The sequence below is a fragment of the Sulfitobacter aestuarii genome (assembly GCF_042685005.1).
GTDB lineage: Bacteria > Pseudomonadota > Alphaproteobacteria > Rhodobacterales > Rhodobacteraceae > Sulfitobacter > Sulfitobacter aestuarii.
Map to the genome: position 1 here is coordinate 20,443 of NZ_JBHUMP010000002.1, position 24,907 is coordinate 45,349.

Here is a 24,907-nt window from a genome sequence, read left to right on the forward strand (position 1 = left end):
TCGATTCGCGCGGTGCCAAAGCTTTGATTTTGACCGAAGGCTTGACGGGGCTATGATCTGGGAGACCCTACTGAAAGGTCTGTATCATGCGATACCTCATCCTGGCGGCTATTTGCGCGCTGATCCCGATGGCTGTGAACGCACAGGCCTATCGCGCCGTGAATGGGCTCATCGTCGTGCCCCTCAGCAATGGCGATTTCGAGGTGATCGAGGCGCGCGGCGAGGGGGCGAGGGGGCTCTGGTGCGCCGCGGCGGACTACGCGCTGGGCTGGGCGGGCGGTCAGCGGGCCGAGCGGCTCTACGTCAAACGCGCCCGCGCGTCGGCCCTCACCGCCCCGGGCCACAAAGGCGTCGTCTTCACGCTTGACGGCGAACGCCTCGGCACGCGGCCAAGCCGTTCCTATTCCGTCTCGGTGCGTCAGGTAGGGGAAAGCCTGCCGCTCCATCATGCCTATCAATTCTGCAAGGACTTCATCATAGAACCCGATGATTTCTGACCTGCGAAGGAGATGAACATGCGCGCGACCGGTTTTCTGACATTGTGTCTTGCGATTTTTCTGATGGCGCCCCCGGTTACGGCGCAAGGCTACGGCCCGCGCAATCGTGAGGCGGTGACACCAGCGGGCAGCGCTTTCATCGTCCACGGGGATGCCGGATACGGCGCGCGGGGCATGTGGTGCATTGCCGCCGATTACGCAAAACGCAGGCTCAATGCGCATGGCCACCAACGGCTCTATATCCGCGAGGGTCGCGCGCCCGGTCTCGGTCAGCGCGCCGGTGTCGCCTTCACGCTCGACCCGACCGGGTTGACCCCATCCTCGGTTCTGATCCTCGGCACGTCGCTGCGCCGCCCGGGCGCCAATCTTTCGATCGATCATGCCTACAGCTTCTGTGCCGATCTGCGGGGCAACCGCCGTTGAAGCGGTGCCTTGCACCCCCGGGTCCCGCCTGACAGATTGTCCCGATGCAGACCAGCTTCATCCTCTCGACCTGCGGCCCCGGCCTCTATGAATTCACCGTCCAACCGCGGCGCTGGCTGGCCGGGCAGGGCGATGGTCTGCTCACCCTGATGCTGCGCCATACGTCCGCGTCGCTGCTGATCCAGGAGAATGCGGATCTCGACGTGCAACGCGATCTGCAGGCATATTTCTCGCGACTGGTGCCCCCCGCCGATACGCCTCAGATGCGCTATCTGCATCACGTCACCGAAGGCCCGGGCGACATGCCAGCCCATATCAAGGCTGCGATGCTGCCGGTAAGCCTGTCGATTCCCGTCATGGAGGGCAGAATGCGGCTCGGCACCTGGCAGGGAATCTATCTTTTCGAACATCGCACTGCGCCGCACCAGCGTGAAATCGGGGCCCATTTCCGCGCGGATTGACGGACATCAGCCGGTCGGCATCAGGTGGATCTCGCGAATATCGACATGCGCTGGCGCTTCAAGCGCATGCATCACCGCCGTGGCGACATCCTGGGGTTTGAGCTTGTCAGGTTTGGGCTCGTCGAAAAACGCGGTATCCACCATGCCGGGAGAGACCACCATGCAACGCCCGCCCCATTCCTTCATCTCGTCGGCCAGGTTCCCGGCGAAACCATGGATGAACCATTTCGTCGCCGAATAGATCGAGCCCTGGATATGTCGCCGCCCGGCGAGCGAACCGGTGACCACATATTGCCCCCTGCTGGCCCGCAGATGCGGCAGGGCGGCATGGGCGGTGTAAAGCGCACCCATGATGTTGAGATCGACCATCGCCTTCCAGTCCTGCGGATCGCCCTTCTCGGTCCCCGCGGGCGAGGTGCCCCGCCCGGCATTGGCAAAGACCGCGTCAAGCTGCCCGAACCTGTCGAGCAGCTGCGCGATCGCGCTCGCCTGGGCCTCCTGATCGGTGGCGTCCCCGGGCAACGTCAGAGCCTGCGCGCCGATTTCCCCGGCAAGGTCGCGCAGCCTGTCCGCGCTGCGCGCAAAAAGGCCCACGTTCCAGCCCGCTGCGGCAGCCGCACGCGCCGTCGCGGCACCGATGCCGCTCGATGCGCCGGTGATGAAAATTGTCTTGGCCATGCGCCGCACTCCCGTGTTGTAATGATGCAGAACCAACGCGACGGCAGCGCGGATGGTTCGGGCCCAATCGGATCGGCCAAACACCTCCCAGATGTAGCGAATCATTTCGCCTCTACCCAAAACCTCGCGGGTCACCTATAAGTGTGGACAAGTGGGCGCATCGCTCCACAAGGGACAGGAACGACGAACAGGGGGGACGGCCGATGCGCTGCCCGTTTTGCGGAAATATCGACACGCAGGTGAAGGACAGCCGCCCGGCCGAGGATCACGTCTCGATCCGCCGCCGCCGTTTCTGCCCGGCCTGCGGGGGCCGTTTCACCACCTATGAAAGGGTGCAGCTGCGCGATCTGGTGGTGATCAAATCCTCCGGCAAGCGCGAGGATTTCGACCGCGACAAGCTCGAACGCTCGATCCGCATCTCGATGCAGAAACGCCCGATCGACCCGGAACGGATCGACCAGATGATCTCCGGCATCGTGCGCCGCCTCGAAAGCATGGGAGAGACCGACATTCCTTCCAAGCAGATCGGCGAGATCGTGATGGAAGCGCTGGCGCGGATCGACACTGTCGCCTATGTGCGCTTTGCCTCGGTCTACAAGAATTTTCAGGCGGCTGATGATTTCGACAAATTCGTCGCCGAACTACGCCCCGAGCCGCCCGCGGAAGAGTGAGCGACGCGCGTTACATGGCGCTTGCCCTGTCCCTGGGGCGGCGAGGGCAGGGCAATGTCTGGCCCAACCCGGCGGTCGGCTGCGTGATCGTCAACGCGGGCCGGATCATCGGCCGCGGCTGGACCCAGCCGGGCGGGCGCCCGCATGCCGAGACCATGGCGCTGGCACAGGCCGGTGATGCGGCGGTGGATGCGACCGCCTATGTAACGCTCGAACCCTGCGCCCATCATGGCAAGACACCGCCCTGCGCGGAGGCTTTGGTCAGGGCCGGTATTACCCGGGTTGTCGTTGCCACCGGTGACAATGATGCGCGGGTCGATGGCCGTGGCCTGTCACTGCTGCAGGCTGCGGGGATCACCGTTGAAACCGGCCTGCTCGCCGAAGAGGCCCGGGCCGATCACGCCGGGTTTTTCACGCGCAATGCCGAAGACCGCCCGTCGCTGACCCTGAAACTCGCCAGCAGTTTTGACGGCCGCATCGCGACCCGATCCGGCGAAAGCCAGTGGATCACCGACGCCCCGGCACGTCGTCTCACCCATGCGATGCGCGCTCGCCATGACGCGGTGATGGTCGGCGGTGGCACCGCCCGCAAGGACGACCCCTCGCTGAATGTGCGCGGTCTCGGCATCGCCCATCAACCGACCCGCGTCGTGGTTTCGCGCCGCCTCGACCTGCCGCTGATGAGCAAGCTCGCCCGCAGCGCCCGTGACATTCCGCTGATCCTCTGCCATGGCCCCGATGCCGACGGGCCGCTGAAACGCACCTGGGCCGATCTCGGTGCCATCCTGCTGCCCTGCGCTTTGCGCGAAAACCAGATCGATCCGCAGGACCTGATGCGCCAGCTCGCCGGACACGGCCTCACGCGCATCTTCTGCGAAGGCGGGGGCGCGCTTGCCGCCTCGCTCATCTCGGCCGATCTGGTCGACCGGCTGGTCGGCTTCACCGCGGGTCTTGTGATCGGCGCCGAGGGCCGCCCGGGCATCGCCGCCACCGGTCTGCAACACCTCTCAGCCGCACCCCGCTACGAACTTGACGAGACGCGCCGCGTCGGCCCTGACGTGCTGCATGTCTGGCAGCGCCGCTGAGGCTTCTTCTGACCTCAAAATACCTCGGGGGTCCGGGGGCCGGCCCCCGCGCCAACGCCTACCGTCTGCGCCAAAGATGCGCCTGCCCGGCAAGCAGCCCCTGCATCTTCGACAACAACCGCAGCCCTGCGGACCCGCGCGGCAGGGCACCGGCGCGCAAGCGTTCCAGGATCACCTCGACCGGACAGGGCAAGCCGGTCCGCGGATCGAGATAGCGCGGATAATCGATCAGCACCGCGTGAGCCAGACCTTCGAGCGTGACCCGGGCCCGCCGTCTTTCCGGTACCACGCCAAGGTCCTCGCTCAGCGACCAGCCCGCGTAGAAGGGCGCACCGAAGGTCACCACGCGCTTGTCGCGCAATAAAGCCTCGAAGCCGAGCAGCGAGGTCATGGTCCAGACCTCGTCGATTTCTGCAAGCAGCGCCATCGGATCCGCCTGCGGCAGGACCCGATCGGCAAGCCCCGTGGCGTCACAGGCACCGGGGCGCAGACCGGCCTCCACGTCGGGATGCGGCTTGTAGAGAACCACCGCCCCGGGATTGAAGGCCCGCACCGCCTCCAGCAGGGCGCGGTTGCTGCGGATTTTGCCTGCGCCTGTGCGGATCGAGGCATCATCCTCCACCTGTCCGGGCACCAGGATCCGTTTGCCGTCCGGCAGATCCGACAGTTCCGCCCCGCCCTGGCCAAGGTTGTATTTGCTCAACCCGTCGGCCTTCAGCGCGGCGATCAGGGCGCGGGCGCGTATCGTCTGGTCGGGGCGCAGCGTCGCGCGGGCAGCGATCCAATGTTCGAGACGGCTCGGGCAGGCGGGATCGTAATAGATGCCAAGATCGTCACATACCAGTGACAGCGGTGGCACCAGCGCCGCGCCAAGACCGCGCGAGCGCAGGAACCCGTCCTCGACTCGCAGCGTCTCCGCGTCGCCCTCTCCCGCCCGGCTGGCCCAGACCATCCGCCGCCGACCGGGCAGCGTGGCATCGGCGGGATCGTCCTGGAAGATCACCGGACGATACCTGCCGAAGAAGCGCTGCAGCGATCCGTGTTTCCACAGCCGCATGCCCGAGGCGACCCAGCCGCGATGATCCTCCCGCCAGGCCCGCGCCTCGGCCGCCAGCGCCTCGATCGCCTCCTCAAGCGTGGCCAGCCTGTCGCGATGTGGATCGTACCAGGTTGGATAGAGGATCATCGCCGCAGCAAACAATTGGGCCCGGCTGAGCCTGCGTTGACGGCGCGCCAGCGGGAATTCATCCGCCGTGAGCCCCCAGCCCGCATAGAAGGGCTGGCCGAAGACCCGTGGCCTGTGCCCCGCGAAGATCGCCTCGAACCCCAGTTGCGAGGATACCGTATAGACACCGACAGCGCCCTCGAGCAACTGCCAGGGGCTGACCGGATCGCTGAACAGCGTCACCCGTGCGTTTTCATCCTGCGGTCCGAAATATCCCGCGCGATAGCCCTCGCGGGTCTCGGGGTGGGTCTTGATGATCACCCGGGCGCCGGGATGTTCCTCCTGGGCGAAAACCAGCATCTCGAGGAAACGGGCCCTGTCGGCACCCGAAGCGGTGACCGAGGCGTCGCCCCGGGTCTGGTCGATGACCAGCACGTAGCCGGGCTCCGGCAGCGGCCGATCCGGGTCAAAGCCGCTGTATTTGCTGAGTTGCGCCTCGGTGATGCGGGCGATGCCAGCGCGGGCGCGGTCGAGCAGGGCGGTGTCATCGAGCGGATGGCGGGCGAGCAACATCTCCAGATCCGAGGGCTGTGCCGGGTCGAAATGCGCGCCGCGGTGATCGATGAGCAGGCCGAGCGGCGGTACTCCGGCGCGGCCGGGATGCAGCGAGCGCAGAAACGCATCCTCCACGGTCACGAGGGGCACGTCTCGCCCGCGGGCCACCGCGCGCCCGCGATGCGCGGTCGGGGAATTTCCCCAGACCACCACCGCCTCATTCAGCGCCGCAGGTCGCGGCAGGCCGAGATGCAGGGAATAGCCCGCAAGCTGCAGGATTCGCCGCAGCCGTTTCTGTCTCAGAAAACCGCCGTTATAGACGAAAAGCCGCCGGGGCCCTTTGGCGCCGACGGCTTCGTCCATTCGCGGGCCTTGTCCCTGGATCATCGCTTTCTCAACTGCTGCCGGTAAGCGTGGTCAGCCCGCTGGCCGAGGTCGCGGTGCCGGTGATGGCCGATATCACCTTGCTCCATTGGGTAAAGGGCGCCTCGGTGACATAGAGCGTGTCGCCATCGCGGATCACGAAATCGCGGGCCATGAACATGCCATTGGGCTGGGTCAGGTCAAGCACATAGACGAGCCGCTGCGCGCCGCGCAGATCGTCGCGGCCGAGCACCTGCGCCGCGACCTCCTCGGGCTCGTTGCGAAAGATGAACACCCCGGTGGGATCGGCCGTGCCGGCATTGAGGCCGCCGACCTGGGCGATTCCTTCGAGCGCCGAGAGATTCTGCGACTGGAACGGCACCTGAGCCTGACCGCCAGTGGCGCCGAGGGCGGTGAAGGAGCGGGTGTCTTCCTCGACCAGGATCCGGTCGCCGCCGCGCAGGGCGATGTCGAGTTCGGGATGGTCGTAGAGGTCCTGCAGCCAGACCTTGCCGCGCATGTTGCCGCGGGTCACCGTGACCTGGGCGATTTCGGGCACGATCGTCACCCCGCCGGCCTTGGCCAGCATGGTGCCGAGCGTGCGGGTCGGGCGTTCGATCGGATAGACGCCCTGACCGCCGACCGCGCCGATCAGCGACACGGTGGAGCCGTCTCCGGCCATGCGGCGTACCTCGACCTGTGGATCCGGGGTCTGTTCGGCGAGTTTGCTGGTGATGATCCGGCGTATTGCCTCGGGCGTGTTGCCCGCGGCGCGCACCCGGCCGGCATAGGGAACGAAGATGAAGCCGCTGCCGTCGACCTGCACTTCCTCGAGCGCGGTGGCAGCACCGGTTTCCCCGGCCAGCAAGCCGTCATCGACATTTTCCCAGATCGTCAGGCCGAGCACGTCGCCGGGGCGGATCGTGTCCGATCCGAGCTGCGCGGCGTTCTTGAAGGCGTCCGAAAAACCGAGCGCGGGCGTGATCGCGGTGGCGCGGGTGACCCGGTCATTCACCGCCACGACGAAGGCATCCCCCTGTTTCTGTACCGAACCGGCGTAGATCTGTCGCTTGTTGGGTCCAACCTGCGGCAGGCCGCAGGCTGACAGTACGGAAAGCGCCGCGATCAGCGCGACGGGACGGCCCCATCGAATATATACAGGTTTCACTGCCCGGTCTCCTCGACCTGTTCTTGTTCTGCCTCGGATCGCCGGGTTCCCCGGCTTGTTGGCCGACAGAGTAGCGAGGATTCCCGCGAAAAGCCACCGATTGAAAGGGGTTAACTCAGGTCACCAGCCGCAACTGTTGCCGAGGCGCCGCGGTCCCGAGGCTCAGCGCGTCATAGGGATCCTCTGGGGCAAGCATCATATCGACCACCTGCCGCAGCAATTGTCGGCGCCCCCGGGATGAATAGAACCCCCCGGGAAGTTGCGAGGTTTCAAGGAGATAGCGCCGGTAATCCTTGTAGGCGCGATTGTCGGGGCGGCGCGGCGCGGCGAAGAACTCGGCCAGGGGCTGGTCCGAGACGAATTGCGGCTTGGCATAGACGGCACGGCCGAAGACCTTGAGCGGAATCCCGCGCCAGAGCACCTGCTGTCCGGCCGTGGAATTGACGGTCACGGCGCTGCGCGAGTCGTTGAGCAGCTGCGCGAGCTTGCCGCCGCGCACGTAATGGACGCGTTCGGCAACGCCCAAGCGGCGGGCGAGGCGTCCAAGGTCGCGGCGCAGCGGGCTGCGGCCATCCTCCAGCGGATGCGCCTTGATCACCAGATGATGATGGCGCGGCGCGCCTTCGGCGAAACCGGCGATCAGGATCTCCAGGAATTGCGACATCGAGGCGAAGGGCGAATGTTGCCGGAAGGAGCTGTCATGTTCGAGCTGCAGCAGCGCGAGATGATAGGGAAAGCCGCCGCGCCTGATCCGCGTGGTGGCGATCAGCCGGTCGGCGGCAAGGAAGGGCATGAGCAGCAGACGCTTCACGTAGAGGCGAAACTCCTGCGCCACGGTCAGGCTGCGATGCGGGCGGAAATTTCGGTAATTGCCGTTCCGGAACATCACGAACCAATGATAGAGCGCGCCGTAGAAGATGTGATGGCGCATGTCGCCCCAATGTCCGGGCGGCAGCGGCGCCTCCATGTCCGATTGCGCCAGAGCCTCCCGCATTTGCGCGATGCTCATCTGCATCAGCTGGGAATTGCCGTTCGAGCCGCCGCGTTCATAGCTCACCCAATAGGGGCGCATGTAGCCTTCCTCGAAGACATGGACCGTCAGGCCGCGCGCCCGCGCCGCCGCAACCGCCGCGGCGTGGATCGGCCGGGTGTCGCCGTAGAGCACGATATCGGTCACGTCTTTCGTATCGAGCAGCCCGGCAAGATGCGCAGGCCAGTCCTCGACCTCGCCGCGATAGGGCAGATAGCTCTGCGGATGGAACCAGAACGCCCGGTCCCCGGCATTGAACCCGACGCGCCAGACCTCGGCCCCGGCAAGACGCAGCATCTTGCCGAGCCGGTGAAAGAACGGGCCATGCGGCCCTTGCAGGAACAGAAAAACCCGTCTTTGCGGGGGGGTACTGGTCATCGCGATCCTCTGCATGGCGTCCCAACGCATGATTATCATGAAATCGCGGCGGAAATGTGGCTACCTGCCCTCTTGTCAGCCTGCCATGGCGCGGTTACCTCCCTGTTAACGGAAATCCAAGGAGCGCGCCATGTTCACCGGCATCATCACCGATATTGGTATCCTCACCGATGTCGTTCAGGAAGGCGATCTGCGGGCGCGGATCCAGACCGGATATGATACGGACACGATCGACCTGGGCGCTTCGATCGCCTCGGACGGCGTCTGTCTGACCGTCGTCGGACTGGGCGATGATTGGTACGAGGTGCAGATCAGCGCTGAGACCGTGGAGAAGACCAATATCGGCCGCAGCCGCTGGACACCAGGCAAGCGGCTGAACCTCGAGCGCGCCCTGAAGGTCGGCGACGAGCTTGGTGGCCATATCGTCTCGGGACATGTCGACGGGGTGGCCGAGGTCATCGCCATGCAGGAGGAGGGTGACAGCACCCGCGTCACCCTGCGGGCGCCGCGGGAACTGGCGAAATTTATCGCACCCAAGGGGTCGGTGGCGCTCAACGGCACCTCGCTGACGGTGAACGAGGTCGATGACCGCGATTTCGGGATCAATTTCATCCCTCATACCAAAGAAGTCACGACCTGGGGCGAGGTCGCGGTAGGGGACTTCATCAATCTCGAGATCGACACGCTGGCGCGTTACGTGGCGCGGTTGAGGGAGATGACCTGATCCTTTGCGGTCATGCTCCGGGAATTCGGCACCGTCGCGCTTGGCGGCGGCGTCGGTATTGAGTATTTTCAGGCATAAAGAAGGGGGCGCCCCGCGGCGGTGCTCTGGTCAAGCTGCGCAGGCTTCGGTATGTGCGGAGGCGAGTTGCAACAGGGATGGCTGCCATGACGTTTGAAACACCCGGACCGGTCGAGGCGCAGCTGTCTGCGGCGATTTCTCCGATCGAGGAGATCATCGACGTGGCGCGCCGGGGCGGCATGTTCATTCTGGTCGATCACGAGGATCGCGAGAATGAAGGCGATCTGGTGATCCCGGCGCAATTCGCCGATTCCGAGGCGATCAATTTCATGGCCACCCATGGGCGCGGATTGATCTGCCTGCCGATGACGTCAGAGCGCATCGACCATCTGGGATTGCCGATGATGGCGGTGAACAATTCATCGCGTCACGAAACGGCGTTCACCGTCAGCATCGAGGCGCGCGAAGGTGTCAGCACCGGTATCTCCGCTGCGGATCGGGCGTTGACCGTTGGGGTGGCGATTTCCGAACAGGCGGGCGCGGCGGATATCGCCACGCCGGGCCATGTCTTCCCCCTGCGTGCGCGTGACGGCGGCGTGCTTGTACGGGCCGGGCATACCGAGGCGGCGGTCGATATCTCGCGTCTGGCGGGGCTGCACCCTTCCGGGGTGATCTGCGAGATCATGAAGGATGACGGCACCATGGCGCGGCTGCCGGACCTGGTGGAATTCGCGGCAAAGCACGGATTGAAGATCGGCACGATCAGCGACCTGATCGCCTATCGTCACAAACATGACAACCTGCTGGTCGAGCGTGCCAGCCGCACGGTCAATTCGGCCTATGGCGGCGATTGGAAGATGCGGATCTTCGCGGATCAGATGACCGGGACCGATCACGTGGTGCTGGTCAAGGGCGATATCACGACGCCGGAGCCGGTACTGGTACGGACCCATGCGATCAATGCGCTCGAGGATATTCTCGGGCTGGGGCCGAGCCCCGCGGATGAGCTGCCGCGTGCGATGCAGATCATCGCCGCGGAGGGCCGCGGCGCCGTGGTGCTGTTCCGCGATCCCTATCCGCGGCTGCGGCTGGACGAGGAGGAGGACGAGGGGCCGCGCACCATCAAGCGCACCGGGCTCGGCTCGCAGATCCTGTCCTCGATGGGCTTGCACGAGCTGGTCTTGCTGACTGACAATCCCGATACCCGCTATCTCGGGCTTGATGCCTATGACCTGTCCATTGTGGCCACGCGCCCGATCACCACGGAGTAAACCCATGGCCGCATCCGAATCCCATACCCTGCTGGCGCGTCCTGCCTTCGATCGGCCGGTGAAACTGCTGATCGTGGTGTCGCCCTATTACAGCGATATCGCCGAAGGGCTGCTGAAGGGGGCCAAGACCGAGCTGCGCGCGGCAGGGGCGACATTCGAGGTCGTGGAAATGCCCGGTGCCCTGGAGATTCCCACGGCCATCGGCATTTCCGACCGGCACAGCGATTTTGACGGCTATGTCGCGCTGGGCTGCGTCATTCGCGGGGAGACCACCCATTACGAGACCGTCTGCAACGATTCTTCCCGCGCGCTGCAATTGCTCGGGTTGCAGGGACTGTGCATCGGCAATGGCATCCTGACCGTGGAGAACCGTGCCCAGGCCGAGGTGCGGGCAGATCCCGAGGGACAGAACAAAGGCGGCGGCGCGGCGGCTGCGGCCTTGCATCTGATCGCGCTCGCCCGTAAGTGGGGCAGCCAGAGCAAGGGCATCGGCTTCAAGCCGCATGGCGAGGACACGTTGATCGCCGACCAAACAAATGGATCTGACATCGCATGACGACCCCCGCTGCCGGGCTTTCGGGCAACCAGAGACGCAAGATGAAATCCGCTTCGCGGCTCTACGCCGTGCAGGCGCTTTTTCAGATGGAGCATTCCAGCCAGACGTTGGATGCGGTGCGGCTGGAGTTTCTCGATCATCGCTTCGGCGCGGTCTATGAAGGTATCGAGATGCAAGAGGGGGATGGCGATCATTTCACCCGCGTGCTCGAAGATGCGGTGAATTATCAGGCGCCGATCGATCAGATGACCGACCGCGCGCTGGTGGCCAAATGGCCGATCGCGCGCATCGATCCGACCCTGCGGGCCTTGTTTCGTGCCGCGGGCGCCGAACTGCGTGATGCGCAGACGCCTCCGAAGGTCGTGATCAGCGAATATGTCGACGTGGCGAAGGCCTTCTTTCCCGAGGGGCGCGAGGGGAACTTCGTGAATGCGGTGCTCGATCACATGGCACGCGAGGCGCGGCCCGAGGCGTTCTGAGACGCGCTCCATCAAATTCCGGCAGGTGCGGCGGAACGTGAATGATTTGTCAAACAGCCTGGAGCGTGCAGCGGTGAACGCGGTGACGTCGTTACCAGCGCGGCTGACCGGAATCCTCCGGCGTATCTTTCGACGGCAGCCGCATGTTGTCGGAAGGGGACGCGGTCCGGTGCGACAGCGCCCGTTGAGCCGCGGCGAGCTGCAAAGGCTGTTTCCGGATATTCTCGGCTGACAGACCCATAAAGCGGGTCATTGTCATCGAATGAGGCGTGACGGGACCACCGCTGCCGTTCGGTATTTACTCCCGAGGACCTGTATATACAGGTGGGCGCCAGGTAATCGAACCAGGGCTCGACCAGAGCCAGCTCCCTCGGATTTGCTTAAGGCCACTGGAATGTAACCGGTCACGAACAGGGCAGAGCCCGTCACAGCCCAACAGATAGGCTTGGCCTCGCCGCGCGACAAGGGGTGATCGGACGATCCGGTAAATATCCGCGCGACGTCTTTGTGCGGGGGGGCAAGTCCCGGTACGAGCTGTCGCCCCTATTCGCGCGCGCTGATCAGCCTATAGGCACGCAGCTCTTCGGGCAGCAGCAGGTAGATCTGCTCCGGCGGTGTCATGAGCGCATGGCGCATCAGCCGCAGATCAATGCCCATCTCTTCGAGATAGCCCATGACCTCGCCCTGTCCGCGCTGGATATCGGCCACGGCGACGAAGGCGGGCAGGAGCGTATTTTCGCCGAAATAATGCTGGTGCACCCCGACGGAGGCGCTTTCGGGCACCTCCCTGCCTACGCCGGCGGCGAGCAGATAGGGGCAGGCTGAATAGCAGATGTCATTCTCGCGCAAGGCGGTATCCACGCCGGCCTCGCGCAGGTGCCGACCGAGGGTCAATGCATCCTGCACCGATCCGCCGGGGGAATTGATCAGCAGGGTTTTGGGAGGGGATTGCAGGGCGTCGAATTGCTTGATGATCCGCTCCGCATCGCCACCGGCGATCGTCCCTTCGAGCAAGGCTGAGGCTCCGGCCTCCAGGGACGTGAGGATCAGGCGGTCGGGCAGCGGAGTTTCGGGCATCGGGCGGCCGCCGGGCGAGGCGCGGTCGGGGTCAAAGCGCCGTGTCTGATCGCCGGGGCGCACCGGTTCGGTCAGGGACGGGGCCTTGGGGGCGAAGCTCGGCAGGCGCAATCCACTGCGCAAATCGCCCCAGAACAGCAGCAAGCCCAGCAGCAGCTGAAGGATCAGCACGCCGCTCAGCACCCGTGAGACCAGCGAGCGCCTTGTGGGCCTCTCCGGCGTGCTCATGAGGATTTTAGCGGCGTGACCTGCGCTGCGGTCTCGGCAGCAGGCTGACTCGCCTTGTCGGTATCGGAAGCCTCGACCCTCTCTGCGGTCTGCGCTTCGGGCTCGTCCAGCCGCCCGCTCTTCAGCGTCAGATCGACATCGCGCATGGCAGCGAGGGCAGCGCGCAGCTCGGCCAAGGTCAGCGTGTCTTCGACAGCGGCCCCTTCGCGCCCCGTGCGGATCGCGCTCTGGGTGATTGCCAGGATGAACACCAGCACCGCGGGCAGCAGGTCGATGGCGATGGCACCGGCCCAGGAGGGGATGAAATTGCGCGCATAGAGGATCACCGCGTCGGCGCTCGAGATCGGGGTGTAGGTCGTCTCGCTCGGCGGCGGCAGCGCCTGCACCGCCTGGGCGGCGCGCTCCAGCGTCGCGGCGCGTTGCGACAGGACTTCCAGTACCGAGGTGATGGTGGCGCCCTGGGCACCGCGCATCTCGACAGAGCGGCCGTCGAGCTCCGGCAGCACCACGGAGGCGGAGAGATCCTGCGCCGCGCGTTCCACCAGGGCGGCCACCGAGAGCTGGCGCAGCTGGGTGATCAGCCCGGCCAGGCGCACGGCGGCTTCGGAGAATTCGACCGACCGCGCCTCGACCGGGCCGGGCTCCACTGTCAGCGCCCGCATCCGGCTGAGGATCTGGTTTCCTTCGGCGAAGGCCTGTTCGACAAGCGGCGTCTGGCTCGCGATCTGCGCCTCGAGCCCGGAAAGCTCGGCCGATTTCTGCCGCAGCACGCGGAACACGGCGCCGCGTCCGGCGAGCCCGGACAGGGCCCCGGCGGCTTCCTGTTCGCTCAGATCCTCGAAAGATTGCCGCACCCGCGCGACATCGCGCTCCAGCCCCTGGGCGGATAGCGCTACCTCATGTGCCTGTTCGAGCGCGCCCTGATAATCCTGTACCGTCTCCGCCAGATGCTGTTCGACCGCCGCCGAACCGGCCAGTGCCGCGGCGTTGAGCCAGCTCGACATGGCGATGATGGCGAAGGAGCCGAGGCCCATTGCGCCCAGCAGGCCGACCCGCGCGCGGGTGCTGCGCACGGCGGGAAACAGCCGCATCATGTAGGACCAGAAGACAAAGATCCCGACCGAGACCGCCACCGAATAGGCGATCGCGGCAAAGGCCGACATCGCGCCATTGTCATCGAGCAGGGACGATACGCCGAGATAGGTATAGATGCCCGAGGCCGTCGCCAGCACCCCGAGCGCGGTGCCCGAGAACGTATCCAGCCAGCCGAGATGTCCTTCGAGTTCGCGTGCATAGCGCACGCCACGGGCCTGCGCCTGACTTTGGCTGGATTGCTGCGGCTCTGTCATGGCGGCTCCCTGTGCTGACATTGTGCAAAGATAGGCACAGACGCGAAAAATACCAAACTCGCGCTGGCACTCTTGCCAATGTTCATGAAATGTTCATATTTGACCCATGCAATATGATGATCTCGTCTCCCTGCAGCCTGGCCAGCTTCTGGCACGCGGCGTTGCGCGACATCTGGTCAGCCACGGATTCGCCTGTGTCGAGGAATTGGTGCCGTCGCGTGGTCTGCGGGTGGATGTGATGGCGCTTGGACCGAAGGGCGAGGTCTGGGTGGTGGAATGCAAATCCTCGCGCGTCGATTTCATGTCGGACAGCAAATGGCAGGGCTATCTGGAATGGGCGGACCGGTTCTTCTGGGCGGTGGACGAGCAATTTCCTACCGAACTTCTGCCCGGGGGCAGCGGCCTGATCATGGCTGACGCCTATGGTGCCGAGATCATCCGCATGGGACCGGAGCAGCGGCTTGCACCGGCGCGGCGCAAGAAGATGATGCAGACATTCGCATTCCACGCGGCACGTCGTCTGCACCGGCTGCGCGATCCGGGGCTGGACCTGTTGTGGGATTGAAGCAGCTTGCCCGTCTGGACACCGCCCCTGTGTTGCCGGGCCTGCTCAGCGCTTGCCCTTGCCGCCATCGGCACGATGCGCCGCCGCGATGATCTCCTCGGCAATTTCACGGGCCTCGTCGGGGGTGAAATCCATCGGGATCTCGAGCCCGCCGCCCTCGACGAAAAGCCGTACCATGCCCTTGTCGGTCGGCCCGATCTGAAGATTCGCCTCGATGTCACGTTCGGTGTCGATGCCCATGGTCTCATTCTCCGCTGGATAGGGCGTCATCGCTAGCGCGCAGTTGAGCGAAAGGCAAGCGCCGCGGCGGATATGGCGCTGTTTTCAAGGACGCTTGTCCGGACTTCGACCGACCCGATCAGTCGCCGACAATGTTTGGCGGCACCTGCCTTGGCCGGTCAATTCTCTGCAATCAGCCGGTTCTGGGGTCTTGCAATCCGCGTGAACTGGCGCTAAATCCGCCACAGTGCCGCCTTAGCTCAGTTGGTTAGAGCGCCTGATTGTGGATCAGGAGGTCCCCCGTTCAAGCCGGGGAGGTGGTACCACCCTTCATCCTCCCTGCGTTGTGTCTGTATATCAGCTGCGTCTTATGGCGTCGCCGTTCAGTCGATCGTGACCTTCTGGCGCAGCTTGCCGCTGAGGCGGTCGAAGATCAGGATTTCGTCGTCACTTGTGATCACGCCATACCAACCCGCGCCGATAGTGAAATTCACCGCTTCGCTGCCGTCGGGCAGGGTGATGCTGTCAGGCAGATCCGGCCCGCGCTCGCGCAGGCGCGTGACAAGCAGGAAGATCACCACTAGAACGCCGCAGATCATCACCACGGTCAGCACCGTCACCAATCGTCGCAGAAACCGCAGGTTTGCCGGTTCATCGGGAAGTTCCATGTCGCACCGCCATATCACATTCATCCTGGGCGAAGCGCCGCCGCCGCGTCTTGATAAGGCGCTGGCGCGCGATGTGCCAGAGCAGGAAAACCTGTCGCGGACCCGGCTGATGCGGCTGATCGAGCGCGGAGCCGTGTCGGTTGACGGCATTGTGGTCGGCGACCCACGCGCGCGTGTAGCCGAAGGCGCGCAGATCGCCATCGAGGTCGAGGAGGCCGAGGAGAGCCATATCGTCGCCGAGACGATCCCGCTCGATGTGATTTTCGAAGACAGCGAGCTTATCGTGATCAACAAGCCTGCGGGCATGGTGGTGCATCCGGCTCCGGGCTCTCCTTCGGGCACGCTGGTCAACGCGCTGCTGGCCCATTGCGGCGATGACCTTTCCGGGGTGGGTGGCATGAAGCGACCGGGAATCGTGCATCGGATCGACAAGGATACTTCGGGACTGCTGGTCGTGGCAAAATCCGACGCGGCGCATCATGGACTGGCCGCGCAGTTCGAGAAACACGATGTGGAACGATATTACCAGGCACTGGTTTATGGGGTACCTGATGCCAATGATCCGCGGCTGCGCGGGATCAGGGGCGCGTCCTTCGAGCCGGGCAATATCCTCAAGCTGACTACGCAGCTTGCCCGGCATCGGACGGATCGGCAGCGTCAGGCGGTGCTTTTCGACGGCGGACGTCACGCCATCACCCGCGCGCGGACCGTCTCGCGTTTCGGAACGCCTCCGGTGTTGGCGTTGATGGAATGCTGGCTCGAAACTGGGCGCACCCATCAGATCCGGGTGCATATGGCCCATGCCGGGCATGGGCTTGTCGGAGATCCGGTCTATGGCGGCAAGCGCAAGCTGGCCAAGGCAGCGTTGTCGGAGGAAGTGGCAGAGAGTGTGCGGGGGTTCCCGCGCCAGGCATTGCACGCCGCGGTGCTGGGGTTTGAACATCCCGTAAGCGGCGAGCAAATGCGCTTCGAAGCGCCGCTGCCCCCGGATATGGCGGCGCTGTTGGCGGGTTTGCAGGGCAAGGGCTGAGCGCGGCGGACACAATCCCTGCTGCCGCGTCTGTCACATTCCGCACAAGCTGGTGACAGCGTCGAGATGTCGCTATCTTTCGCCGCCGATCGGGCCGATACTGGGGATAAGTCAGCGCCGGGGTCTTGAAACGACCGTTAGCGCAAACCATATGGATGTTAAGCCCGTAAACATACGGGAACCCGAAGGAGGGATGGGACATTATGGCAAATTATGCAAACCTGCCCGCACCGACGCCGGAAGGCGGTCTGAACCGCTATATGCAGGAGATCCGCAAGTTTCCGCTGTTGGAGCCGGAAGAAGAATACATGCTGGCCAAGCGCTGGGTAGAGGAACAGGACACCGAGGCTGCCCACAGGATGGTCACCTCGCATCTGCGGCTCGCGGCCAAGATCGCCATGGGCTATCGCGGTTACGGCCTGCCCCAGGCCGAGGTGATTTCGGAGGCCAATGTCGGCCTGATGCAGGCGGTGAAACGTTTTGACCCGGAGAAGGGCTTTCGCCTCGCGACCTATGCGATGTGGTGGATCCGTGCCAGCATTCAGGAATATATCCTGCGCTCCTGGTCCTTGGTGAAGCTCGGCACGACCTCGGGTCAGAAGAAGCTGTTCTTCAACCTGCGCAAGGCCAAGAACAAGATCGGCGCGCTCGAAGAGGGCGATCTGCGTCCGGAGCATGTGCAGCGGATTGCCACGGATCTCGGCGTGACCGAGGATGAGGTCGTTTCCATGAACCGGCGCATGTCCGGCGGCGATGCTTCGCTCAATGCCACGGTCGGGTCCGAAGGCGAAGGCACGATGCAATGGCAGGACTGGCTCGAGGACGAGGACGCCGATCAGGCTGGCGATTATGCCGAGCGCGATGAGCTGGAAACCCGCCGCGAGATGCTGGCCGAGGCGCTGGAAGTGCTCAATGACCGCGAGAAGGACATCCTGACGCAACGGCGGTTGTCTGACGAGACGGTAACGCTCGAGGATCTCAGCGGTCAGTATGATGTGAGCCGCGAGCGGATTCGCCAGATCGAGGTCCGCGCCTTCGAGAAGCTGCAGAAGCGGATGCGGGAATTGGCCAAGGACAAGGGCATGATGGCCAGCGCCTGAACCGGCAAGCCCTTGACGTAACGCGAACCCTGCCCACATCATGGGCGGGGTTTTCTTTTTGGAGACACAAGATGGCCGGTGGATGGTCCCGCGATGGCGCGGTTTCAGAACAGATCGAAGCATCGATCAACGACGAGCTGGCGCGGCTGAAATCACGCCGCGCGCCGGTCGGGGAGAGCCTGACCCATTGCGCGGAATGTGACGAGCCTATTCCCGAGGCGCGACGTGTGGCACTCCCGGGGGTGAAGCTCTGTATCGATTGCGTGCGCGAGCGCGATGCACGATATCAGGCCCGTGGCGGGATAAACCGGCGCGGTTCCAAGGACAGTCAGCTCAAGTGATCTAGTCGTGCTTGCGACGGCGCCGCCAGCGGGCGCGCAGGGGGCGTAGCCCCAGCGCGGCGATTGCGACGCCGAGCGGCACCATCCAGAAGCCGAGGATCGGCAGGAAGCCGAGCATCCCGAGACAGATGAGCAGCACCCCGAGCGGCAGCCGCCATTGGGCGGGCACCTTCAGCCTGACATAGGCGAGGAACCGGTTGAGGCGCTGTTTCAGTGTCGGTCGGTTATCGCGCATCTGTCACGTTACCTGATCATGAAAACGGGCCATCAACCCCGGCCGATGTCCCGGTCCGGAACCTGTATCCGGGCCGGGGCGGAGAATTGGTCAGAAGAGGCCGATCAATCCTCCATCGCTTCGAGTTCGTCGATGAAGCCGGAAATCATGCTGAGACCCTTGTCCCAGAACGCCGGGTCTGATGCATCGAGACCGAAAGGCGCCAAGAGCTCCTTGTGATGTTTCGAGCCACCGGCCTTCAGCATGTCGAAATACTTGTCCTCGAAACCTTCGTTCCCTTCCGCATAGACCGCGTAAAGCGCGTTTACCAACCCGTCGCCGAAAGCATAGGCATAGACGTAGAAGGGCGAATGGACGAAATGCGGAATATAGGCCCAGAAGGTCTCATATCCGTCCATGAAGTCAAACGCCGGTCCAAGGCTCTCGGCCTGCACGGACATCCACAACGCGTTGATGTCATCCGGGGTCAGCTCACCACCGCGCCGCGCGTCGTGCAGCTTGCATTCGAAATCATAGAACGCGATCTGGCGCACCACGGTGTTGATCATGTCCTCGACCTTGCCCGCCAGCAGCACCTTGCTCTCCGTCTGGTTCCTGGCCTTGTCGAGCATCTTGCGGAAGGTCAGCATCTCGCCAAACACGCTGGCTGTCTCGGCCAAAGTCAACGGAGTGGAGGAGAGCATCTCGCCCTGACCGGCTGCGAGAACCTGATGCACGCCATGGCCGAGTTCGTGGGCCAGGGTCATCACGTCACGGGGTTTGCCAAGGTAGTTGAGCATCACGTAAGGATGCACGTCGGTCACAGTGGGATGGGCGAAGGCGCCGGGGGCCTTGCCCGGTTTCACGGCCGCATCGATCCAGCCGCTGTTGAAGAAGGGCTTGGCAAGCTCGCCCATACGCGGGTCGAAGGCATTATAGGCCTCCATCACCGTTTCCTGTGCCTGGGCCCAGTTCACGATACGCGGGTCTTCCATCGGCAGCGGCGCGTTGCGGTCCCAGACCTGCATACGGTCGAGACCCAGCCATTTGCGCTTGAGCTCGTAATAGCGGTGACTGAGCTTGGGATAGGCATCCACAACCGCGTTGCGCAGCGCCTCGACGACCTCCGGCTCAACCTGATTGCTTAGATGCCGTCCGGTCTGCGGGGTCTCCATGCCGCGCCAGCGGTCGATGACTTCCTTCTCCTTGGCCTGGGTATTGTGTACCCGCGCGAAGGTGCGGACATTGTCGCCGAATACCGCCGCCAGCTCCCGCGCCGCGGCCTCGCGTTTGTCGCGGTCCGGATCGGTCAGCAAGTTCAGCGTGCCCTCGATATTGAGCGTCTCGCCCTCGACCTCGAATTCGAGCGCCGCGATGGTTTCATCGAAAAGCCGCTCCCAGGCATCCCCGACAACCCCGAGGTCATGCAGGAACTTCTCCATCTCGTCAGAAAGCTGGTAGGGTTTCATGGCGCGGATACGGTCAAACACCGGCTTGTAGCGTGCCAGATCGCCGTTCTGCGCCAGCAGCTTGTCGAGGTGATCGTCAGGCAGACGGTTGAGCTCCAGCGAGAAGAAGACCAGCGGCGTGGTGTAATTGGTGATTTTCTCCTGCATGTCGGAAAGGAACTTGGCCCGACTCGCATCGGTGGTGAGCTGGTAATAGCGCAGACCGGCGAAGGACATGATGCGTCCCGCGACCGCAGTGATGCGCTCGTTGCGCAGCACGCAATCGAGCAGCCCCGGCGCATCCAGCGCGGCCAGCTTGCCCTCGTAATCGGCGGCGAAACGCGCGCAGGCGTCTTCGAGCCAGTCGAGATCGCGCTTCAGCTCCGCCGCGTCCTCGCCGGTATAGAGATCATCGAGATTCCATTCTGGCAGATCGCCGAGGTCCTTGCTGCCCTGTTCGGCATTGGCGTCGCGGACGGGATAGGGGAGTTGAAACATCAAGGAACCTCATTTCTGTTTGCACCTACCTAGGGTGCCGGGACCGGGGGAACAAGCGGGGCAGGCATCTCAGCCATAGATGCGCAGCATTTCCTTCAGGTCGTCAAGGCTGTTGGCCTCCTGCAGCGGCTTGTCGTGGCGCCAGCGGGACATGCGCGGGAACCGCAGCGCAACGCCGGATTTGTGGCGCGGGCTGGCCTGGATGCCCTCGAAGGCAATTTCGAAGACATGCTGCGGCGTGACCTTGCGGACCGGGCCGAACTTTTCCAGCGTGTGCTTGCGCACCCATGCGGTGATCTGGCGGAACTCCGCATCGGTGAGGCCGGAATAGGCCTTGGTGAAGGGCACGAGGTCATTGCCGTTCCAGACCGCGAAGGTGAAGTCGGTGAACAGGTTGGCGCGTCGCCCCGAACCCGATTGCGCATAGATCAGCACCGCGTCGATGGTCAGCGGGTCAAGCTTCCATTTCCACCAATCGCCCTTCTTGCGCCCGGTCAGATAGGGGCTGTCGGCGCGTTTCAGCATCAGGCCCTCGGCCTGCGCCTCGCGGGCGGCAAGGCGCAGATCGGCAAGCTGTAACCAGTCGCTGAACACATGCTGCGGCGACAGGCGTACCGGCGCATCCGCGGGCAGGTTCCCGGCGGCCCGCTCCAGCAGGGCGCGGCGCTCGGCAAAGGGGCGGGGGCGGATATCCTCGCCCTGCCATTCGAGCAGGTCATAGGCATGTAGCAGCACCGGCGCCTCGGAGAGCAGCTTCTTCGGCACGTTCTTGCGCCCGATCCGCGCCTGCAGCGCGTTGAATGACGATGGCGCCTCTGCCTGCGATTGCCAGACCAAGAGCTCACCGTCGAGCACGGTACCGGGCGGGATATGGTCGATGGCGCGGGCAAGCTCGGGGAAGCGGTCGGTCATCAGCTCTTCGCCGCGCGACCAGACGAAATATTCACCGTCCCGCAGGATCAGCTGTCCGCGAATACCGTCCCATTTCCACTCGGCGCGCCACTCGCCCGGGTCTCCGAGCGCCTCCGGTCCTTCCTCCAGCGCATAGGCGAGATAAAACGGGTAGGGGCGCGACGCATCCGCGCTGGCATCCTCCGCCTCGATCAGGCTGTGCCAGCTCACGTCATCAGGGTGCCAATTGCCCATCAGGCGATGCGCCAGCTCGGGCTCAGGCTTGTCGGTGGCCTTCGCCAAGGCGCGGGTCATCAGCTTCTGGCTGATGCCGATCCGGAAGCCGCCGGTGATCAGCTTGTTGAACAGAAACCTTTCACTGCCGCCGAGCCGCTGCCACGCGTCGAGCACGAAGGCCTTGCGCGCGGCTTCATCCTGCTCGGCCAGGCCCCGCAGCGCGTTGATCCAATAGCTCAGCGACCGATCGTCGCTCGAGACATTCACCGGCAGCACCAGCGCAATGGTCTCCGCCAGGTCGCCGACGATGGCATAGCTCTCTTCGAACAGCCAGAGCGGCACGCCCGAGGCTTCCGACGCCCATTCCCGCAGCCGCGTCGTCGTGACCGCGCGTTTCGGGCGGCGGCCGGAAAACAGCGCGATGGTCCAGAGTCGGTCCTCTTCTGGCGCTTGCGAAAAATATTCGGCGAGGGCGGCGACCTTGACGTTTGTCTTGGTGCTCTGGTCGATTGTGTTGAAGAGGGCGGCGAAACGTTTCATTCGGCCTCTCCCGTATCCAGGCTCTCGCCCTCAAACTGGGTCGGCACCACCTGCGCCTGCCAGCCCTCGGTATTGAGGTAGCGGCTGAACACATCGGTATAGCCGTGGGTGACATAGATGTTCTCGGCCTGCGTCTCGCGGATCGCCCAGAGCAGCCCGTTCCAGTCGGCATGATCCGAGATTACGAAGCCCCGGTCCCCGGCGCGCCGCCTGCGCACGCCGCGCAGGGTCATCCAGCCCGAGGCGAAGGCGCTTTCCTGCGGTCCGAAACGCCGCGCCCATTGGCTCCCCAGCGCCGAGGGGGGCGAGAGGACCAGCGCGCCGGGATGCTCCTTTGGAGCGAGCTCCGGGGTGACACGGATCGTGTCGGGCAGAGCGATGCCCTGCGTGCGCAGCACCTCGTTGGTATTCTCCACCGCCGCGTGGGTCAGGATCGGGCCGATACCGGGGTCGAGCATCGACAGGAGCCGCTGCGCCTTGCCGAGCGAATAGGCCCCGAGAAAGGCGGTCTTCCCGGCAGCGGCACAATTGGCCCACCAGGCATTGAGCTGGGATGCGACCTCCGTCTGTGCGTTCCAGCGGAACACCGGCAGGCCGAAAGTGCTTTCGGTGATGAAATGGTGGCACCGGACCGGCTCGAACGGTTCGGAGAGCCCGTCGTCGATGACCTTGTAATCGCCCGAAGAGACCCAGACTTCGCCCGCCACCTCGACCCGGATCTGCGCCGAGCCCGGCACATGGCCCGCCGGATGGAAGGACACCAGCGCATCGCCGATGCGACGGGTCTCGTCGAAGTCGATGGGCTCGGCTCTGATATCACCGAGCCGGTGGCGCATCACCGGCAGGGCGGCCGCCGTTGCCAGATAGCTGCCCATGCCATCGCGTGCGTGATCGGCATGGCCATGGGTAATGAGCGCCCGGGGCACGGGGCGCCAGGGGTCGATATAAAAGTCACCGGCCGGGCAGTAGATGCCTTTCTCGGTGAAAGTGAGTGCGGGTTCGCGGGCCATGAGGATGATCTAGGCGGCAGCGCGGATTTTCCCAGCGAAACCATGCGGCAGCGCGAAAGGGCCATACGCCCCTCCGCGCGTGGTTCAGGCCGCGACCCGGCCCAGGAACAGTTCGGCGATCCCGTCGAAAACCGGCTCGCGAATCGCCTCGGTCTCCATCAGCACTTCGTGCTCGCCACCCGGAACGATTTCGAGCCGTCCTCCCGGCCAGCGTTCCATGCGGCGGTGGATGCGCCCGGTCTCGACGATGCGCTCGTTGCTCCCGAGCCAGGTGACGCAGGGCAGGTTCGGCGCCGGGCGCCGGGCGAGCGCGGCGGTCTCGGCAAGCGCCTCGCGCAGCCAGGTGAAGCTCGGACCGCCGAGCGCCAGTTCGGGATGCGCGTTAATCTGGTCGCGCATCATGTCATACATCTGCGCATCGGTGGTCAGCATGTTGTCATCGAATGGTTCGGTCAGCACATAGGGCTCCGCCCTTGTACCCGGCAGCAGCTGCCCGCCCCGCCCGACGCGCGGCATCATCTGCGCCAGCAGACCGGCGATATGGCGGATATGCGGGGCGATATGGATCCCCCACATCGGCCCGGAAAAGGCGCAGGCCTCGACCGGCAGACCCTCCATTGCAGCGCGCAGCCCGATGCAGCCGCCCATCGAGTGACCGAGAAGGAAATAGGGTCTCGGCAGATCCAGCGCGCGGGCCGCGTCCAGCATCGCGGCCACGTCCCTTTGATAATCGTCAAAGACGTCGACATGGCCGATGCGAATGTCGGGCAAAAGCCGGTCGGCCAGTCCCTGACCGCGCCAGTCGATGGTCAGACAGGCGAGGCCCCGCGCCGCGAGATCGCCGGCACAGGGCCCGTATTTCTCGACATATTCGGTGCGGCCGGGAAACAGCAACACGGTGCCGCGCGCATTCTCGCGGGGCCAATAGCCGAGCCTGATCCGTTTGCCGTCCGCTGTCTGCGCCCAATAGGCGACACCCTTCGCCGGTCCGGGATGGATATCGGTGTAGAGGGGCGCAACGGACAGCGACATCAGGCCAGCGCAGCCGCCAGCTTCATCGCCAGCCCCATGTCGCCGTCGATCTTGAGCTTGCCGCTCATGAAGGCGGATGTCGGATTGGTCTCGCCGGAGATGATCGAGCTGAACGTGTCGGCATCCGCCGAAAGCGTCACATCGGCCGGACCGTCACCGGCCCGCGCCCCGGCGTCATCCATCATTACCGCGCCTTCGCCTTCGATGTCGAACTTGGCGGTGCCGCCGAAGTCTTCGCCGGCCAGCTTCTCGTTCAGCACCACAACCGCCTGATCCACAATTTCGCTCATCTCGCGCCCTTTTTTGGCTTTTGACCGCGCCGCCATCTTTAATTGCGCCAGCAGCCTGTTACATTCATCCTTGTTATGCGCCCCGAACTCGTCAACCTCAAACATATCGTTGCGGCACTTGCCCTGGCTTCGGTGCTCGCAGCGGCAGGGGCACCGTTGCGCGCGGCTGCCGAACCGGCGCCGCCCGAGCTTTTCGCGGAACTGGCCGTGGCCGACGAGGATGAGGCGCCGGGGATCGCGCGGCAGATCGAAAGCCTTTGGCGACGCTCGGGTTCGGCGACGATGGATCTGCTGCTGAAACGCGGGCAGGACGCGCTCGACAGCGAGCAGGTGCCGGAAGCAATCGAACATCTCACCGCGCTTACCGATCATGCGCCCGATTTCGCGGAAGGCTATCATCTTCGGGCGCAGGCCTTTTTCCGCCGGGGTCTCGTCGGTCCGGCCCTCGCGGACCTCGAAATGACGCTGTCGCTCAACCCGCAGCATTATCATGCGATCTTCGGCCTTGCGGTGATGCTGCAGGAGACCGGCGACACGCCGGCGGCCGAGCAGCTCTATCGTCGGGTGCTGGCGATCCATCCCCATCACAGGAATGCGCTGGACGCGCTGGACGCGCTGCAGCGCGACGGCATCGGCCGGACGCTGTAG

General features: G+C 64.5%; 28 protein-coding genes, 1 tRNA gene and 1 other RNA gene. 15 read left to right on the plus strand and 15 right to left on the minus strand.

Going from position 1 to position 24,907, the window contains the following annotated elements; translation table 11 throughout:
• Positions 1-86 precede the first annotated feature (86 nt).
• The 3 genes from ACFSUD_RS02425 to ACFSUD_RS02435 are packed head-to-tail and all read left to right on the plus strand — an operon-like array spanning position 87 to position 1,381.
• The gene (locus ACFSUD_RS02425) at positions 87-497 is read left to right on the plus strand and encodes a hypothetical protein (protein ID WP_386371138.1); all 411 of its coding nucleotides are present in this window, start codon (positions 87-89) and stop codon (positions 495-497) included.
• An 18-nt stretch (positions 498-515) separates the two neighbouring features.
• Positions 516-920 (plus strand): hypothetical protein, encoded by a 405-nt coding sequence (locus ACFSUD_RS02430; RefSeq protein ID WP_386371140.1) that lies wholly within the window; start codon positions 516-518, stop codon positions 918-920.
• Positions 921-964: 44 nt separating this feature from the next.
• Positions 965-1,381 (plus strand): secondary thiamine-phosphate synthase enzyme YjbQ, encoded by a 417-nt coding sequence (locus ACFSUD_RS02435; RefSeq protein ID WP_386371142.1) that lies wholly within the window; start codon positions 965-967, stop codon positions 1,379-1,381.
• Positions 1,382-1,387: 6 nt separating this feature from the next.
• Here the strand turns inward: ACFSUD_RS02435 and ACFSUD_RS02440 are convergent, their stop codons facing one another.
• A complete protein-coding gene (locus ACFSUD_RS02440) occupies positions 1,388-2,059 on the minus strand; it encodes an SDR family oxidoreductase (protein ID WP_386371144.1) in 672 nt (223 codons plus the stop codon).
• Positions 2,060-2,262: 203 nt separating this feature from the next.
• On the opposite strand from ACFSUD_RS02440, the gene nrdR reads away from it, so the two are divergent.
• Positions 2,263-2,730 (plus strand): transcriptional regulator NrdR, encoded by a 468-nt coding sequence (nrdR, locus tag ACFSUD_RS02445; RefSeq protein ID WP_386371146.1) that lies wholly within the window; start codon positions 2,263-2,265, stop codon positions 2,728-2,730.
• A 14-nt stretch (positions 2,731-2,744) separates the two neighbouring features.
• Positions 2,745-3,815: a bifunctional diaminohydroxyphosphoribosylaminopyrimidine deaminase/5-amino-6-(5-phosphoribosylamino)uracil reductase RibD gene (gene ribD, locus ACFSUD_RS02450; protein ID WP_386371845.1), complete on the plus strand. Its 1,071-nt coding sequence runs from the start codon at positions 2,745-2,747 to the stop codon at positions 3,813-3,815.
• A 58-nt stretch (positions 3,816-3,873) separates the two neighbouring features.
• Here the strand turns inward: ribD and ACFSUD_RS02455 are convergent, their stop codons facing one another.
• The 3 genes from ACFSUD_RS02455 to ACFSUD_RS02465 all read right to left on the minus strand — a co-directional run bounded on the left by ACFSUD_RS02455 (position 3,874) and on the right by ACFSUD_RS02465 (position 8,474).
• Positions 3,874-5,898: a capsular polysaccharide biosynthesis protein gene (locus tag ACFSUD_RS02455; protein ID WP_386371148.1), complete on the minus strand. Its 2,025-nt coding sequence runs from the start codon at positions 5,896-5,898 to the stop codon at positions 3,874-3,876.
• A 31-nt stretch (positions 5,899-5,929) separates the two neighbouring features.
• Positions 5,930-7,066, minus strand: coding sequence for a polysaccharide biosynthesis/export family protein (locus tag ACFSUD_RS02460; protein ID WP_386371150.1), 1,137 nt, complete (start codon positions 7,064-7,066; stop codon positions 5,930-5,932).
• Positions 7,067-7,181: 115 nt separating this feature from the next.
• A complete protein-coding gene (locus tag ACFSUD_RS02465; RefSeq protein ID WP_386371152.1) occupies positions 7,182-8,474 on the minus strand; it encodes a capsule biosynthesis protein in 1,293 nt (430 codons plus the stop codon).
• Between the two features lie 130 nt (positions 8,475-8,604).
• On the opposite strand from ACFSUD_RS02465, the gene ACFSUD_RS02470 reads away from it, so the two are divergent.
• From ACFSUD_RS02470 to nusB, 4 genes are all read left to right on the plus strand, one after another.
• On the plus strand, positions 8,605-9,198 hold the full coding sequence (locus ACFSUD_RS02470; protein ID WP_386371154.1) for a riboflavin synthase: 594 nt from the start codon (positions 8,605-8,607) through the stop codon (positions 9,196-9,198).
• Positions 9,199-9,362: 164 nt separating this feature from the next.
• Entirely contained in the window at positions 9,363-10,487 is a 1,125-nt protein-coding gene (gene ribB / locus ACFSUD_RS02475; protein WP_386371156.1) for a 3,4-dihydroxy-2-butanone-4-phosphate synthase, read from the plus strand.
• Positions 10,488-10,491: 4 nt separating this feature from the next.
• Positions 10,492-11,043, plus strand: a complete 552-nt coding sequence (locus tag ACFSUD_RS02480; RefSeq protein ID WP_386371158.1) for a 6,7-dimethyl-8-ribityllumazine synthase — start codon at positions 10,492-10,494, stop codon at positions 11,041-11,043.
• On the plus strand, positions 11,040-11,522 hold the full coding sequence (nusB, locus tag ACFSUD_RS02485; RefSeq protein WP_386371160.1) for a transcription antitermination factor NusB: 483 nt from the start codon (positions 11,040-11,042) through the stop codon (positions 11,520-11,522). The genes ACFSUD_RS02480 and nusB overlap by 4 nt, the downstream gene beginning before the upstream one ends.
• A 271-nt stretch (positions 11,523-11,793) precedes the next feature.
• On the opposite strand, the gene ssrS is transcribed toward nusB, so the two are convergent.
• The 3 genes from ssrS to ACFSUD_RS02500 all read right to left on the minus strand — a co-directional run bounded on the left by ssrS (position 11,794) and on the right by ACFSUD_RS02500 (position 14,176).
• Positions 11,794-11,947, minus strand: a non-coding RNA gene (ssrS, locus tag ACFSUD_RS02490) — 6S RNA.
• Between the two features lie 118 nt (positions 11,948-12,065).
• A complete protein-coding gene (locus ACFSUD_RS02495; RefSeq protein ID WP_386371162.1) occupies positions 12,066-12,827 on the minus strand; it encodes a COG3904 family protein in 762 nt (253 codons plus the stop codon).
• Positions 12,824-14,176 (minus strand): hypothetical protein, encoded by a 1,353-nt coding sequence (locus tag ACFSUD_RS02500; protein WP_386371164.1) that lies wholly within the window; start codon positions 14,174-14,176, stop codon positions 12,824-12,826. The genes ACFSUD_RS02495 and ACFSUD_RS02500 overlap by 4 nt, the downstream gene beginning before the upstream one ends.
• 106 nt (positions 14,177-14,282) lie before the next feature.
• Between ACFSUD_RS02500 and ACFSUD_RS02505 the strand changes: the two genes are divergently transcribed.
• Positions 14,283-14,741, plus strand: a complete 459-nt coding sequence (locus ACFSUD_RS02505; RefSeq protein ID WP_386371166.1) for an MmcB family DNA repair protein — start codon at positions 14,283-14,285, stop codon at positions 14,739-14,741.
• Positions 14,742-14,786: 45 nt separating this feature from the next.
• On the opposite strand, the gene ACFSUD_RS02510 is transcribed toward ACFSUD_RS02505, so the two are convergent.
• Positions 14,787-14,981 carry a DUF6324 family protein gene (locus tag ACFSUD_RS02510; RefSeq protein ID WP_386371846.1) on the minus strand — a complete coding sequence of 65 codons (195 nt, stop codon included), beginning with the start codon at positions 14,979-14,981 and terminating at the stop codon, positions 14,787-14,789.
• 228 nt (positions 14,982-15,209) lie between these two features.
• On the opposite strand from ACFSUD_RS02510, the gene ACFSUD_RS02515 reads away from it, so the two are divergent.
• Positions 15,210-15,286: transfer RNA gene (locus ACFSUD_RS02515), tRNA-His, on the plus strand.
• 57 nt (positions 15,287-15,343) lie between these two features.
• Here the strand turns inward: ACFSUD_RS02515 and ACFSUD_RS02520 are convergent.
• Complete coding sequence (locus tag ACFSUD_RS02520) at positions 15,344-15,628, minus strand: DUF6476 family protein (RefSeq protein WP_386371168.1); 285 nt, start codon at positions 15,626-15,628, stop codon at positions 15,344-15,346.
• Here ACFSUD_RS02520 and ACFSUD_RS02525 point away from each other — a divergent pair.
• The 3 genes from ACFSUD_RS02525 (at position 15,627) to ACFSUD_RS02535 (ending at position 18,099) form a co-directional block, all read left to right on the plus strand.
• A complete protein-coding gene (locus tag ACFSUD_RS02525; RefSeq protein WP_386371170.1) occupies positions 15,627-16,658 on the plus strand; it encodes an RluA family pseudouridine synthase in 1,032 nt (343 codons plus the stop codon). The genes ACFSUD_RS02520 and ACFSUD_RS02525 overlap by 2 nt on opposite strands.
• 203 nt (positions 16,659-16,861) lie before the next feature.
• Complete coding sequence (gene rpoH / locus ACFSUD_RS02530) at positions 16,862-17,758, plus strand: RNA polymerase sigma factor RpoH (protein WP_386371172.1); 897 nt, start codon at positions 16,862-16,864, stop codon at positions 17,756-17,758.
• A 71-nt stretch (positions 17,759-17,829) separates the two neighbouring features.
• The gene (locus ACFSUD_RS02535) at positions 17,830-18,099 is read left to right on the plus strand and encodes a DksA/TraR family C4-type zinc finger protein (RefSeq protein ID WP_386371174.1); all 270 of its coding nucleotides are present in this window, start codon (positions 17,830-17,832) and stop codon (positions 18,097-18,099) included.
• Between the two features lies 1 nt (position 18,100).
• Here the strand turns inward: ACFSUD_RS02535 and ACFSUD_RS02540 are convergent, their stop codons facing one another.
• The 6 genes from ACFSUD_RS02540 to ACFSUD_RS02565 form a co-directional block, all read right to left on the minus strand.
• Positions 18,101-18,334 carry a hypothetical protein gene (locus ACFSUD_RS02540; protein WP_386371176.1) on the minus strand — a complete coding sequence of 78 codons (234 nt, stop codon included), beginning with the start codon at positions 18,332-18,334 and terminating at the stop codon, positions 18,101-18,103.
• 104 nt (positions 18,335-18,438) lie between these two features.
• Positions 18,439-20,259 (minus strand): M3 family oligoendopeptidase, encoded by a 1,821-nt coding sequence (locus tag ACFSUD_RS02545; RefSeq protein WP_386371848.1) that lies wholly within the window; start codon positions 20,257-20,259, stop codon positions 18,439-18,441.
• Between the two features lie 69 nt (positions 20,260-20,328).
• Positions 20,329-21,927, minus strand: coding sequence for an ATP-dependent DNA ligase (locus ACFSUD_RS02550; RefSeq protein WP_386371178.1), 1,599 nt, complete (start codon positions 21,925-21,927; stop codon positions 20,329-20,331).
• Positions 21,924-22,937, minus strand: coding sequence for a ligase-associated DNA damage response exonuclease (locus ACFSUD_RS02555; RefSeq protein WP_386371180.1), 1,014 nt, complete (start codon positions 22,935-22,937; stop codon positions 21,924-21,926). The genes ACFSUD_RS02550 and ACFSUD_RS02555 overlap by 4 nt, the downstream gene beginning before the upstream one ends.
• 84 nt (positions 22,938-23,021) lie before the next feature.
• Positions 23,022-23,969, minus strand: coding sequence for an alpha/beta fold hydrolase (locus tag ACFSUD_RS02560; RefSeq protein ID WP_386371182.1), 948 nt, complete (start codon positions 23,967-23,969; stop codon positions 23,022-23,024).
• Entirely contained in the window at positions 23,969-24,259 is a 291-nt protein-coding gene (locus ACFSUD_RS02565; protein ID WP_386371184.1) for an SCP2 sterol-binding domain-containing protein, read from the minus strand. The genes ACFSUD_RS02560 and ACFSUD_RS02565 overlap by 1 nt, the downstream gene beginning before the upstream one ends.
• A gap of 75 nt (positions 24,260-24,334) precedes the next feature.
• On the opposite strand from ACFSUD_RS02565, the gene ACFSUD_RS02570 reads away from it, so the two are divergent.
• Complete coding sequence (locus tag ACFSUD_RS02570; RefSeq protein WP_386371186.1) at positions 24,335-24,907, plus strand: tetratricopeptide repeat protein; 573 nt, start codon at positions 24,335-24,337, stop codon at positions 24,905-24,907.